This is a genomic window from Pantoea sp. X85 (assembly GCF_029623675.1).
Taxonomy (GTDB): domain Bacteria; phylum Pseudomonadota; class Gammaproteobacteria; order Enterobacterales; family Enterobacteriaceae; genus Pantoea; species Pantoea leporis.
Genome location: NZ_CP121108.1, coordinates 613,951 through 626,273, shown reverse-complemented (window position 1 = coordinate 626,273; position 12,323 = coordinate 613,951). Strand labels below are relative to the sequence as shown.

Annotated in this window: 13 protein-coding genes and 1 tRNA gene; 6 read left to right on the top strand and 8 right to left on the bottom strand. The window is 51.1% G+C overall.

Going from position 1 to position 12,323, the window contains the following annotated elements; translation table 11 throughout:
- Positions 1 to 29 precede the first annotated feature (29 nt).
- Positions 30 to 1,133, top strand: coding sequence for an alkene reductase (locus P6287_RS02820; protein WP_277974469.1), 1,104 nt, complete (start codon positions 30 to 32; stop codon positions 1,131 to 1,133).
- Between the two features lie 57 nt (positions 1,134 to 1,190).
- The gene (locus tag P6287_RS02815; protein ID WP_277974468.1) at positions 1,191 to 1,934 is read left to right on the top strand and encodes an SDR family oxidoreductase; all 744 of its coding nucleotides are present in this window, start codon (positions 1,191 to 1,193) and stop codon (positions 1,932 to 1,934) included.
- 65 nt (positions 1,935 to 1,999) lie between these two features.
- Here P6287_RS02815 and P6287_RS02810 read toward each other — a convergent pair whose 3' ends face one another.
- The 6 genes from P6287_RS02810 to P6287_RS02785 form a co-directional block, all read right to left on the bottom strand.
- Positions 2,000 to 2,434, bottom strand: coding sequence for an SRPBCC family protein (locus P6287_RS02810; RefSeq protein WP_277974467.1), 435 nt, complete (start codon positions 2,432 to 2,434; stop codon positions 2,000 to 2,002).
- Between the two features lie 353 nt (positions 2,435 to 2,787).
- Positions 2,788 to 5,112 (bottom strand): phage/plasmid primase, P4 family, encoded by a 2,325-nt coding sequence (locus P6287_RS02805; RefSeq protein WP_277974466.1) that lies wholly within the window; start codon positions 5,110 to 5,112, stop codon positions 2,788 to 2,790.
- Between the two features lie 14 nt (positions 5,113 to 5,126).
- Positions 5,127 to 5,450 carry a DUF5375 domain-containing protein gene (locus tag P6287_RS02800; protein ID WP_277974465.1) on the bottom strand — a complete coding sequence of 108 codons (324 nt, stop codon included), beginning with the start codon at positions 5,448 to 5,450 and terminating at the stop codon, positions 5,127 to 5,129.
- The gene (locus P6287_RS02795) at positions 5,447 to 5,671 is read right to left on the bottom strand and encodes a hypothetical protein (protein WP_110867847.1); all 225 of its coding nucleotides are present in this window, start codon (positions 5,669 to 5,671) and stop codon (positions 5,447 to 5,449) included. The genes P6287_RS02800 and P6287_RS02795 overlap by 4 nt, the downstream gene beginning before the upstream one ends.
- Positions 5,668 to 6,207, bottom strand: coding sequence for a host cell division inhibitor Icd-like protein (locus P6287_RS02790; RefSeq protein WP_271460671.1), 540 nt, complete (start codon positions 6,205 to 6,207; stop codon positions 5,668 to 5,670). The genes P6287_RS02795 and P6287_RS02790 overlap by 4 nt, the downstream gene beginning before the upstream one ends.
- Positions 6,208 to 6,425: 218 nt before the next feature.
- Positions 6,426 to 6,692 (bottom strand): AlpA family transcriptional regulator, encoded by a 267-nt coding sequence (locus tag P6287_RS02785; RefSeq protein WP_277974464.1) that lies wholly within the window; start codon positions 6,690 to 6,692, stop codon positions 6,426 to 6,428.
- A 629-nt stretch (positions 6,693 to 7,321) separates the two neighbouring features.
- Between P6287_RS02785 and P6287_RS02780 the strand changes: the two genes are divergently transcribed.
- The 3 genes from P6287_RS02780 to P6287_RS02770 all read left to right on the top strand — a co-directional run bounded on the left by P6287_RS02780 (position 7,322) and on the right by P6287_RS02770 (position 9,949).
- The gene (locus P6287_RS02780; protein ID WP_265301328.1) at positions 7,322 to 7,591 is read left to right on the top strand and encodes an ogr/Delta-like zinc finger family protein; all 270 of its coding nucleotides are present in this window, start codon (positions 7,322 to 7,324) and stop codon (positions 7,589 to 7,591) included.
- A gap of 544 nt (positions 7,592 to 8,135) precedes the next feature.
- The gene (locus P6287_RS02775; protein ID WP_277974463.1) at positions 8,136 to 9,272 is read left to right on the top strand and encodes a DUF262 domain-containing protein; all 1,137 of its coding nucleotides are present in this window, start codon (positions 8,136 to 8,138) and stop codon (positions 9,270 to 9,272) included.
- The gene (locus P6287_RS02770; RefSeq protein WP_277974462.1) at positions 9,269 to 9,949 is read left to right on the top strand and encodes an MAE_28990/MAE_18760 family HEPN-like nuclease; all 681 of its coding nucleotides are present in this window, start codon (positions 9,269 to 9,271) and stop codon (positions 9,947 to 9,949) included. Before P6287_RS02775 ends, P6287_RS02770 begins: the two co-directional genes overlap by 4 nt.
- 56 nt (positions 9,950 to 10,005) lie before the next feature.
- Here P6287_RS02770 and P6287_RS02765 read toward each other — a convergent pair whose 3' ends face one another.
- Positions 10,006 to 11,259: an integrase arm-type DNA-binding domain-containing protein gene (locus tag P6287_RS02765; protein WP_277974461.1), complete on the bottom strand. Its 1,254-nt coding sequence runs from the start codon at positions 11,257 to 11,259 to the stop codon at positions 10,006 to 10,008.
- Positions 11,260 to 11,422: 163 nt separating this feature from the next.
- Positions 11,423 to 11,507 (bottom strand) — tRNA-Leu (locus P6287_RS02760).
- A gap of 273 nt (positions 11,508 to 11,780) precedes the next feature.
- Between P6287_RS02760 and P6287_RS02755 the strand changes: the two genes are divergently transcribed.
- On the top strand, positions 11,781 to 12,290 hold the full coding sequence (locus tag P6287_RS02755; protein ID WP_101762213.1) for a DUF2501 domain-containing protein: 510 nt from the start codon (positions 11,781 to 11,783) through the stop codon (positions 12,288 to 12,290).
- Positions 12,291 to 12,323: the final 33 nt, after the last annotated feature.

Genomic DNA, 12,323 nt, shown 5'->3' with positions numbered 1-12,323 from the left:
GTCGACCGGTCAACTATTTAGGAGTAACCATGACTGATAACAGTACCCGTACAGATCTCTTTTCCCCCGTGGCAATGGGAAGCCTTCAGCTTGCCAACCGTATCGTTATGGCGCCTGTTACCCGCAGCCGTTACGGCGAAGATGGCGTACCTGATGAGCTACATGCAACCTACTACGCGCAGCGTGCCAGCGCCGGTCTGATTATTTCTGAAGCCACGAATATCTCAGCTCAGGGCCGTGGATATGCGGCTACGCCGGGGATCTGGAGCGAAGATCAGGTTGCTGGCTGGAAAAAAGTCACCGATGCCGTTCACGCAGAAGGCGGAAAAATCGTTTGTCAGCTCTGGCACGTGGGCCGTTTTTCAAGCGTTGAACTGCAGCCTGACGGCGAGCGTCCTGTCGCTCCCTCTGCAATCAAGGCCGAAGGCCAGACCTATACCGTTAATGGCTTCGTACCGGTATCGACGCCACGCGCGCTCGAAACCGATGAGATCCCGGGCATTATTGAGCAGTATAAGCGTGCCGCAGAAAACGCCCTGCGCGCAGGTTTTGACGGCGTGGAAGTGCACTCTGCAAACAGCTATCTGCTCGATCAGTTCCTGCGCGACTCAACCAATCATCGTACCGACGCCTACGGCGGCTCTATAGAAAACCGCGCGCGCCTGACGCTGGAAGTCACTGAAGCGATCGTCAACATCTGGGGCAATGACCGCGTAGGCATCCGCCTGTCACCGGTAACGCCTGACGCAGGCAACACGCCGCCGGACAGCAACGTGATGGCGATGTATGGCTATCTCATCCAGCAACTCAACCGTTTTAATCTGGCATACCTGCACTTCGTAGAGGGTGCCACGGCAACGTCGCGTGACGTACCCGCCGACGTGGATATGGATGCGCTGAGCGCGCAGTTCAGCGGTCCGTTCATCGGTAACAACAACTATGACCTCGAAATGGCGATCAGCCGCCGTAATGCAGGAATCATTGATGCCGTTGCCTTTGGCCGCCTGTTTATTTCCAACCCGGATCTGGTTAAGCGTCTGCGTTATGGCGCCGAGCTGACCATCGCGCCTAAGGAAGCCTACTACGGCGGCGGCGCGAAAGGTTACACCGACTGGCCGGAAGCGAATTACTGATAAATACAACCGGCGGGATCTGCCCGCCGCCTGTACCTCATCCCAAAGGATAAGAATATGAATCATCTGCAGAACAAAACCGCTGTAATTACTGGTGCCTCATCGGGCATTGGCGCCGCGACCGCGCTGGAACTTGCACGTCATGGTGTGAATATCGTAGCCGCAGCACTGGATCAGACCGGCCTCGATAAGCTGGTAAAGGATATTGAGTCCGCCGGCGGCCATGCTTCCGGTCTGGTGACGGATGTAACTCGTCTTGAAGATACACAGGCGCTGGTAAAGCATGCTACCGATACCTTCGGTACCGTTGATATCCTGATTAACAACGCCGGGCTGATGCTCTTTTCAGCCTGGAGTGACATCGCGTGGGACGACTGGAACAAGATGGTCGACGTCAACATCAAGGGCTATCTGAACGCCATTGCGTCGGTACTCCCGGTTATGCTCAGCAAAAGTGACGGCCAGATCCTGAACATGGCTTCTGTGGCAGGCCACCAGGTTGACGCCGGCGCGGGTGTATACAGTTCGACCAAATTCTTTGTTCACGCCATGACGGAATCGATGCGTAAAGATCTGGGCGTGAATAAGGGCATCCGCGTCAATACCATCAGCCCTGGCGTTATTAACACGGGATGGGCTGAAAAAGTGAGCGATCCGGAAGGGCGTAAGGTGGCGCAGGAGCTGACAAAAATTGCTATCAGCCCGCAGGATGTGGCAAATGCTGTGGTCTATGCACTTAACCAGCCCAGAAACGTGACCGTTAACGATCTCATCGTGTCCCCTACTAAGCAGAACTGGTAAATCAACAATGGCAGCCGGCTGGCTGCCACTTCATCTCTGAAATAAAAGGCGTCAGCCTATCGTCGTCAGACCTCCGCGGTCTGCAAGGCTCTAATTCCAGCCAGATAAACATCATTTTCCAGCACCCTGCGCATCTCGCTGCATAAGTCCGGTTTGCAGTTAAAAGAGGCTGACCAGACAACATGCGTGTGTCCCGAAATGTAGGTTGGCAGCAGCTGAATGGTGGAGAGATAATTTTCAACAGGCAGAGGTGCTGTTTCAAAGGAATAGGTCAGCAGGTATGCTTTGCTGTCTTTACGGATTAATTTTTCGGTTCCCGTGGCTCCGTTTCCAAGGGTTACGCGGCGAACGGCTCCTACCACATCTTCTGTGCAACCCTCTTCGAACTCACTACTGACTACGGCAGGATGCCATGCTGACAAAGCGTGAAACTTTTCAATAATTTCCCAGACTTCTTCAATATTGCGCGGTATAACCAGCGATGCGACAGTGCTTTCCATGATTCTCTCTTCAATTTGAATACGACCACAAATATTTTTGTATCGGTCACTATGTAATTTATTTATATTCTTAGTGATCGATACATAATAAGTCAACTGGATTATCTATCAGCCAGATACTTTGAGGGCTCATAAACGTCAATATAGTTATTATTTAATAACATAGACCTAATTGCTTCCTGCAACACCACATCCAGTTTTCGCTCAATGCGGCCCTAAATCTTATTAGTAGGATCTGATTGAAAAACGCTCATATAAAGAAGTGAATAAATTTCACAGGGGGCCTATAAGATTCTAACGGCCACCTTTAGCACAAAAAAACCGGCTCTCGCCGGTTCTAAATATTATAAATTTCAGGTGGCATCACACTTGGGCAGCCAGTCGCTGCTGCTTTCTTCAGTAAGATCGAGGTTGGTCTGCATCCCCAGCTTCGTGCGCCGCTTCAGATAATGATGCCCGTACTCGCGCATAATGCTCTCCAGCGACAGACTGAACATCTTCATGCTGAGTGGATTCCTGTAGCCGTTCGCCTCCATGTAAGCTAGATAGGCATGGTAAAGATAGCGTCTTGGCTGTAAGGGCCTGATGCTGGCGTTACCCATGTAAAGGGACGTAGGTTCCGGCGTGGTGAACAGATAGCCACAGAAGTCCACCATCGGATCCGCGTCCCGCTTGATGCGCATAGCCTCATCAGAGTTCTGCTGCGACTGAAGCAACGTCCTTGCGTCCTGCGGCTGGCTGAACTGCTGCATCAGCTGGCGCACGATAACGGCCAGCTCGCCGCTGATTTTTTCCTTCAGCTGCGGGTCGCGCTCGTTTGCCGGGATGATTTCCGGAAAGTGCAGGATAACCCGGCGGCGCGAGACGCCCCCGCTGCGGTCGGTGAAGCGCATCGGATTGTTGTTCACCGCCAGTATTACCGCCGGAATGTGCGTTGAGTAGGCATCGCGGTATTTCGGGTCCACGGAGACCGCATCGCCGCCGGTAATCGCCTTGATGCCCGCGCCGTCGCCGCTCCACTTCTCCTGGTCGGGCAGAATTATCAGCGAGTAGCCAATCACCGCCGCGCGCTCGCGCGATGACTCCAGCGTCTCGATGGTCGCGGAGGTGGTGTTGTCCGTTCCGGCCAGCATAGTGGCGATTTCGGCCATGATGCTTTTGCCGCTGCCGCCGGGGCCCGTGACCTCCAGAAACAGCTGCCAGTCGTAGCGGTTCGCCAGCACCATAAACAGCGCGGCGAGAATAATATCGCGCTTTGCCGCGTCGCGTCCGGCGGCGCGGTCCAGCCACTGCCAGAAGTGCGGCGCGTGATTCGCCAGCGTCTCGCCCTTAACCGGCGGGGTAAAGTCCACCTCGCTGACCGTGCGCAGCCAGAAGCGTTTGCTGTGCGGGCTGAAGCTGCCGGTGCGCGTGTCCAGTACGCCGTTGCGGAAACCTATCAGGCGGCGCGCCGGGTCGGACTGCTGCGGCAGCATCAGCTTCAGCGTGTCCACCACGCCTGAAATCTTGCCCGCCGAGAACGGCGCGCGCAGCCGCTGGAACAGTTTCGCCACGTCGCGCTCAAACTGCTTCCCCGAAATGACCTTCCACGCGCCCGCCCTGTAGCGTGACAGGATTTCGCCGCTGGCATCCACCGCCAGCGCGTTGCGGTAATGCTCAGCAACGCGCTCCGCTTTTTCGCTGGCGCTCATCGCCGAAAACTCCGCTTCGCTCATCACGTCAAACGGGCTGGCGGTGGCGGGCGCGGCGGCCTCAATAAGCGCCTGCTTCGTCGGGACGTCGCCGTGCTGCACAAAGGCGTCGTTCCAGTCGCCGAACACGGGCGGCAGCGCGATGACGGCGTTACTGACATCAGCGGCCTTCTTCGCCTTGTCCTGGCCGTTGCCGTTAAGGTCGCGGTCGGCGGCAATCATCAGCTGCAGCGTGGCGTGCTTTTCCCGGGCAAGGCCAGCCAGAGAAAGGAGGTTGCCCGATGAGAGCGCAACCCACACCTCATCACCGGTCAGGTTGTGCACCGTCAGGCCGGTCGCGTAGCCCTCGGCAAGCCAGATGCGCTTTGCAGGCTTAGCGCTGCTGAGAACGTGGCAGGCGCCTTTCACCTGGCCGCCTTTGAGCGTGCGCTTCTCCCCGCTGGCATTGATGAGCTGCACGTTAACCAGCTGGCCGCTCATGTCGTGCAGGGGCACAACTAAATCGCCGGTGCGGTAGGACGTTAACGCCACCTTATGCGCTTTCGAAAGCGTAAGGCATGTCTGCTCTGGCAGGCCTTTGCGCGACAGGTAGGCGTTGCCCGCCGCTTCCTTTGCCGTGCTGACCAGCTGCTGCGCCAGTGCAGCCGCTGCGGCGCGGGACGCCTCGTCCGTTTCGGGACCGGCTGCCGTACTGTTGCCGGCCGCTACCAGCGGCAGGTTGCCGGTCAGGTCGTTTACGCGCGCGGCGGCCTCTCTGAACGTAATGCTGAGCGCCTTTTTCACCAGGTCCATGCCGTCACCGGCTCCGCACTGATTACAAATCCACGTGCCGCGCCCGTCTATATCGTCGAAGCGAAAGCGGTCCGTTCCCTGACAGACCGGGCACGGCATGTGGCGGTTTTTGATTACCTTCACGCCCAGCGCGGGCAGAATGCGGGGCCAGTGGCCCCGGGCTGCGGTTGCTGCCTCTGATACGGTCATTTTCATCGTTCAGTTCTCCCTCAGTGCAGCACCGGCGCGTCTGTCATGCGCCCGCAGAGTTCATCCATCATTACCTGGCCGAGAAAGCTCAGGCGCGGGGCCGACTTCAGCGGCCCGGTGGAGAGCAGGTCGTCCAGCAGCGCGCAGGCAATTTCCTGACCGCGCCTGCGTCCGTGCTGGCGCAGGTAAAAGCCCTCCAGCTCGGCTTCAATAACGTGCTCAAGGCGCGCCAGCGTCAGGCCGGGGTAGCGCTGCTGCTCGCGGCAGACGGTCAGCCACGCGCAGGCGACGGCGCGGCGTGAAAGCGCGGCGCGCAGTTCAGGCGAAAGGGTGCGGTCTTTCATGATTCAGCCTCCGCGTTCATCCAGTTGTTCTGGCAGCGCGTCACCACGTCATCCAGCTGCTCGGTGATGAGAAAAACCAGCGAAGCCAGCTGCGCGCGCTGAGCGGGCTGCGGCAGTTCGTGGCACTCCTGAAATGCGGTCATATCGCTGACGAAGCGCCCGGCGTTGCGCAGGTGTTCAAGGCGTACGAGGTCGGCGTGAGAAATCGTGGCGTGAGTCATGCGCGCACCTCCCGGACCGGCAGGCGGGCGGCAAAGGACAGCACGTAGTCGCGGGCCAGCGAAAGGCGCGCGGCGCGCTCATCGGCGGCAACGGTGCGGAGCATGTGAATATGCTGCTGACGCTCGCAGCGGCGGACGGCGGCAAAGACGAAAACAAACTGAGGGTATGGGGAATTAAGGACCGTAGCCATAATGGCAGTCTCCTGTGAATAGCGGTTAACGCCACCACCGGAGTTCCTACACTCATGGGTGGTAGCCCGAACGGGGGTAGGAATACCGGCTTCACAGGATACCGGCCAGCCCGAAGGCTGCCCCGCCCGGGCCACCATTACGCAGACGGCGCAACGGATACAGAACCGTTGCCCGAGAAATGGGTGCACTGAGGCATGGACACAAAAAAAGACGCATGGCGCGTCTGGTGTCGCCTGTGAATTACGCGGGTTCCTACGCCCGGCTGTCGATTTTGCGACAGCGAAATTACTGTACCAGGGAATGGCCCCGGCGCGCAAGCCGGAGGTAGCAGTTAAAAATGACATCAGGCAACCTCAGCAGCTGGCGGGAGAAATGTCGCCACGGGAAACAGTCCGGATAACGTAGGACGGGACGCCTGCACTTTGCAGGCTGAAGTCTGGCTTTGTTGCACCGAAACACTGCGGCTGTAGCGGCCTATCCATCCCGGCGCCAGCCATAGGCACCAGCGGGATTGCGTGCGCGACAGAGGGGTGGCGTGATTTACCGGCATGGTTCAAAAACCTCATACGGTACGCTCCTGACCACGCGCTGCAATGCGATCGCTCATCCAGACGCTGATTTCGCTGGCGAGCCAGGCCACGTTCTTGCCGCCAAGCGACACCTGCGCAGGAAAGGCGTTACGGCTGATAAGGTCGTAAATGGTGGAGCGGGACAGGCCGCAGACGTGCATGACTTCCGGCAGTCGCAGGAAGCGGTCGTTCAGCACCGGGTTCACGGGTAAAGCCGGGGCCGCAGGAGCGGAGGAGTTTGCGGATAATACGGTGTGCATGAGCTACCTCTTATTGAGTCCGTGGTGATACGGACAGATACGTCCGGAGTCGGGTAGCTCTTTATTCTCAGCATATCTACTGCCAAAGCAACAGGGCGAAAGGGTGCTGCGGCTGGCACAAATGTGCAAAAATTAGCCGCCTGTTTTTTGCACAGGTAAATATAGGGCAATATAGACCAATAGTGCCGAGATGGATTATGCAAGTCGTTTTCAATGATTAATCCTTGTTGAATCAATTGAAATAAACACTCGAAAAGGTTTATCTGCATAAAAAGTTGGGTGAAGCATGGTGAACACCGGGTGAAGGGATAAATATTGATTATTCACCCTTTAATATACTGTATTTACTCTCTTTTTTATTAAGGTGAAGAATGGTGAAGGATATATATAAATTTAAAAGTTGAACAGGGAGCCAATATGTCACCTTGCCGCCAGCCAGAAGAAGGTTATTTTGTCTGGGCCATCACACAACGCCATCCGCTAGCTCGCCTGTGCCAGCAACGGCACAATGCATTCACCGGAGCCGCTAATGGCTCTCCCTCTTCGAAGAAAGCTAACGATAACGGCTTTTATAAACCGTTAACTCCAGCCTGTACGGTGACTGGCGTTAAACAGAAGGATAAAACGTGATGGCAATGAAATGCCCTGAATGCAGCATGACCGCACACACGCGTACGAGCGAATATCAGACAGGTACGTTAAAAAAGACGTGGTATCAGTGTCGTAATATCGATTGCTCCTGCACGTTCACAACGCTTGAGAGCCTGGACACCATTATCATGAAACCTCAGAAGGTAGCTGAAGACATCCCTGAGAAAGAATCACCGCCACCACGGCAGACGCTAAACCGTTATGGATCAGCCAGCAGGCTTTCGAATCGCCAGAACGCCCCCTGCTGAGTTTTATCAGCAATACCTGACCGGCCATCGTGCCGGTTTTTTTCATCTCTTTTCTCTGGCAAGCCTGATTCGCATGAGTGCATGCCTATGCTGCATGAAAGCGCATGAATAAATGCAGCTGAGTTAATGCAATTCAGGCCAGCAGTGGCGCGGCCTGAAGGGACTCATGCAGCCGCATGAAAACTGCTACATAAAGCGGGCAGGCGTGGCGGGGGTACGAGCGCGCGCAGCAGGATAAATTAGATGACTATTTAATAAATCTGTCTGTACAGTCATAAGGCACGTGGACGAGTATTAGCTTGTCATCAACCTTGTAGGTTTGAGCAATAAAACCCCTATTAAGTAATTGTTTCAATCTATCAATAGCTTAAATTGTTTAAAAAAACCACTTTATGGGGAAAAGCCAAGAAATGATTTAAAAACACAAAAACTTATGCATATCAATAAAATAAGTAAATTAACAAAAAGCACACTTTAAAATACTTTCCTCGCTCAAAATGTTAAGTTAAATTGAACTTTCTTTTTACTCCCTAAGGACTTAGAGATGACTGATATGATGCAACTAAACCTTGAAGATCAAATTTATGCTAAGCGTAGAGAAGTTAGATATGACATGAGAGATCTAACTGTAGAATATATTGCAGACAAATATGAAGATGGAATAGATTATTCAAATACAGATGAGGAAGAAAGGAAAGATAAAAAAATAAAGCGAAATATCCTCTTTATCCCCGAATACCAAAGAGAGTTTACTTGGGATGAAAAAAGGCAATCGAAACTTATTGAATCGATTCTTTTGGGACTACCCATTCCTTTCATTTTCGTTGCTGAGAATACAGATGGTGCCTGGGAAATTGTGGATGGTTCCCAAAGGATTAGAACCATACACGCTTTTGTTAAAAATGAACTAAAACTTACAGGTTTGGAATCACTACATCTTGCTAATGGCCTGAATTTCTCTGAGATTGAGAGTACACGGGCTGGGAAGTTCTTAGATACTGCATTACGTATCATTATCCTTTCCGAAGAAACTACCGAAGAAGTAAAAAAAGATATGTTTGAAAGAATTAACCGTGGTAGCGATTTATTGAAAGCAATGGAAAAAAGAAAAGGAATTTACCCAGGGCCATTCACATCATTTATTTACGATTTCGTTGAGAAAAGCGAGGAGTTTAGAAGATTACTTCTTGTTGATAAATGGCTTGAAAATCGACAAGAGAGAAGTGAACTTTTGCTAAGATTTTTTGCTTTATCTGAAAATGAAAACTATAGAAAATCTATCTCTGGCAGCATTTCAGATTTTTTAGACAAATACTTAGAAAACAAAAATAAAGAACTTCGTGAAATGAGTGAATCTTCGAGAAAATCACAAATAAACAAATACGAAAAAAAGATAAATGACGTCATCACCATAGTGAAAAACCGATTTCCATATGGATTTAGGCATACCAGTAACCCGCAAACTAAGCGTGCAGTTTTTGAGGCAATCTCTGTAGGGGTATGGGTAGCACTATCTCAAAATAAAATTTCAGAAAAATATAATAAAGATGAAATAAAAAAAATGATTAACTCCGAGGAGTTCAAACAATACACACACATTACAAATCAACTTCATAAAAGTATGAGAATGCAAGGGCGGGTAAACTTTATCATTTCTATTATGTCAGGTGAAGAATTATGAACCCAGTAGAAAATGACATGATAATTAGAATGCAAGAAATAGAAAAAATAGTAAATTTAGTAAAGGATATTGAATCCGGAAATAACTTAGGTGAGCAAAACATTATAACTACCACACCTGTTATCAAAGCTAGCATCGTACTTGCTCTTTATAATGTTGTAGAGTCTACAGTTACAAATACACTAGTGCGCCTTCACAATATTATAATACAACAAAATGTTAAATATGATGATGTCCGTAGAGAACTCAAAGACATCTGCCTGATTTATTACCAATACCATAACAATAAAAAAAACAACCCTCATGAAGCTCTTGATGTATTACATAGCACTTTAAATTTGATTAGGGGTATAAGTTGCTTTGCTCTACCTTATAAAGAGATGGCAAAAGAATACCAGCTTTACAGCGGCAACTTAGATGCAAAAGAGATAAGGAGAATATTTGGTAAATATGGAATAGTAATTCCAGAAGAAGAAACAGGCAAGAACTTACAAAAGATAAAAAATGCCAGAAACAAACTTGCTCATGGAGAGCAATCATTTGAAGAGTATGGCAGAACATTAGTGATATCCACAATTGAAGTTTATAAAAAACAAACAAGCCTATACCTTCAGTTAATAATTAACATAGTTAAAGAATATATTACCGATAAAAGCTACCTGGCTATAAATGCATAATAAAAACACCCTACAATGACAATCAATGTAGGGTGTTTAATCAAATTTCTTTTAGCCTATATTTTTCCATACTCAAATGGGCTAATAAAATGTAGTTGATTAGCATAAAGAAAATCCGCCCACCATTGCACCATCAATCTGCGTTCATCTAAATGCTCAGAAGTGTGAATGTAAGCAGCACGCACATTGTTACGCTCGGAATGGCTCAACTGCCGCTCTATCGCATCATCACTCCATAGTCCCGACTCACCCAGCGCACCTCGTGCCATTGTCCTGAAGCCATGCCCGCAAACCTCGGTCTTTGTGTCATACCCCATAGCACGCAGAGCATTGTTAACCGTGTTTTCACTCATAACTTTTTTAGGATCGTGATCGCCCGGAAAGAGTCTCTCGTTATCACCGCTTAATTGCTTCAGCTTCTCCAACAAGGCTAAAACCTGACGGCTTAGGGGTACAAGATGCTCCTCTTTCATCTTCATGCCACGATGGGAGTAACGAACTCCTTCTATCTCTTTGCGTTGTGCGGGAACCCGCCACAAGGCTCTTTCAAAATCGAACTCATCCCACCGGGCAAAGCGCAGCTCACTTGAACGTACAAAAGTCAGCAGGGAAAGTTCTACAGCAATGCGAGTCATTGTTCGCCCACGATAAGCGGCCAGCCGTTCAAGAAATTCAGGAAATCGACTAAATGGTAAGGCGGGATAATGGCGTGCTTTCGTCGTGGATAGTGCCCCTGCCATATCCATGGCCGGGTTAGATTCGATGTAATCGTTTTGGACGGCATAGCGCATGATTGCGGTTACGCGCTGTTGCAGGCGCTGAGCCACATCATGTTTGTCAGCAGCATCCACTTTCTTGATGGGTGCTAAAAGTTGGCAGGTTTTAAGCTGGCGAATGTCAGCCGTTCCGATATAGGGAAAAATATAGAGTTCAAGATAACGGAGCACGCGTGAGCGGTGATCATCACTCCAGCGCTTGTTGCTGCTATGCCACTCACGAGCAATCGTTTCAAACGTATAGGCGCCGGATGTTTCTGCCTGCGCTTCTTTCTGTTCTGCTTTGGGATCTATGCCCTGCCCTAACAGCTTTTTGGCTTCATCACGCTTAGCACGGGCTTCAGCAAGTTTGACTGTGGGCCATACGCCAAAAGCCAGGCGATCTTCTTTTTTGTCACCGGGACGGCGATATTTCATGCGCCAGTATTTGGAGCCTTTAGGCGTGATCTCGAGATATAGCCCGCCGCCATCAGCAATTTTGTAGGTTTTGTCTTTAGGTTTGGCGGTTTCGACCTGGCGGGCGTTGAGCTTCATTTTGGGGGCACATTTCCTATCGAAGTGTAAGTGCCCCTAATTATGCCCCCACCAATACCCGGATTGCAACGGATGTGCCCGGACGGATTTGGACCAAAAAAAAGCCTTTCGGCTTTAATTTTAGGGACTTACGGACTGTCCCGGACGTTCTCGTATCTCTCGCTGGTGCCGAAGGCCGGACTCGAACCGGCACGTATCTCTACGGTTGATTTTGAATCAACTGCGTCTACCGATTTCGCCACTTCGGCACTGAAGAGGATGCGGAAAACGTTGGCGATTATACCGTTACGAACAGCGTGCGCAACCGGAATCGTTAGGGATGTGCGCTAAGCGTTGAAAAAAACAGCATTTCGCGGATAACTGCTTGTTATAACATCGATCCCATCAAACGAATCCCAAAAACCTAAATCCAGAACGCTCCCAATTTTCCCCAATCAGCCCGGTTAACTGGAACTTTCCGAATTCAAACCTCTCTTAACCAAAACTGACGCAGTCAGAACATAAAAGACAACGAGGTTGAGATGAAAGTACAACGCATGATTTGGGGATGGGGCATCGCGGCAGCCATGGTTGCGGGGAGCGCATCTGCAGCAAGCTGGCAGGATCAGCTGAGCAGCGCGGCATCGCAGCTGTCACAGCAAAACAACAGCACCAGCAACACCAGCACCACGCAGAATGGCGGCATGTCGCTCTCATCGCTTACCGGCCTGCTCAACGGCGGCGATAAAGCGGTGAGTTCCAACAGCATGACCAACGCCGCAGGCGTGATGTCCTACTGCGTGCAGCACAACGTGGTGGATAACAACGTGAAGTCGGTAAAAGATCAGGTGCTGAGCAAACTCGGCCTGAACAGCACCACCGCGCAAGAGCAGAAAACCGATTACCAGCAGGGTTTGCAAGGCTTGCTTAACACTGGCAACGGTCAGCAACTGAATTTGCAAAGTCTGAGCAACTCGCCGATGGGTGAGAAGCTGAAAACCAAAGCCTGCGATGTGGTTCTGAAGCAAGGCAAAAAATATATCGGCATGTAAGGACGCGCCGATATCAAGGCGCGAGCTGTCCCT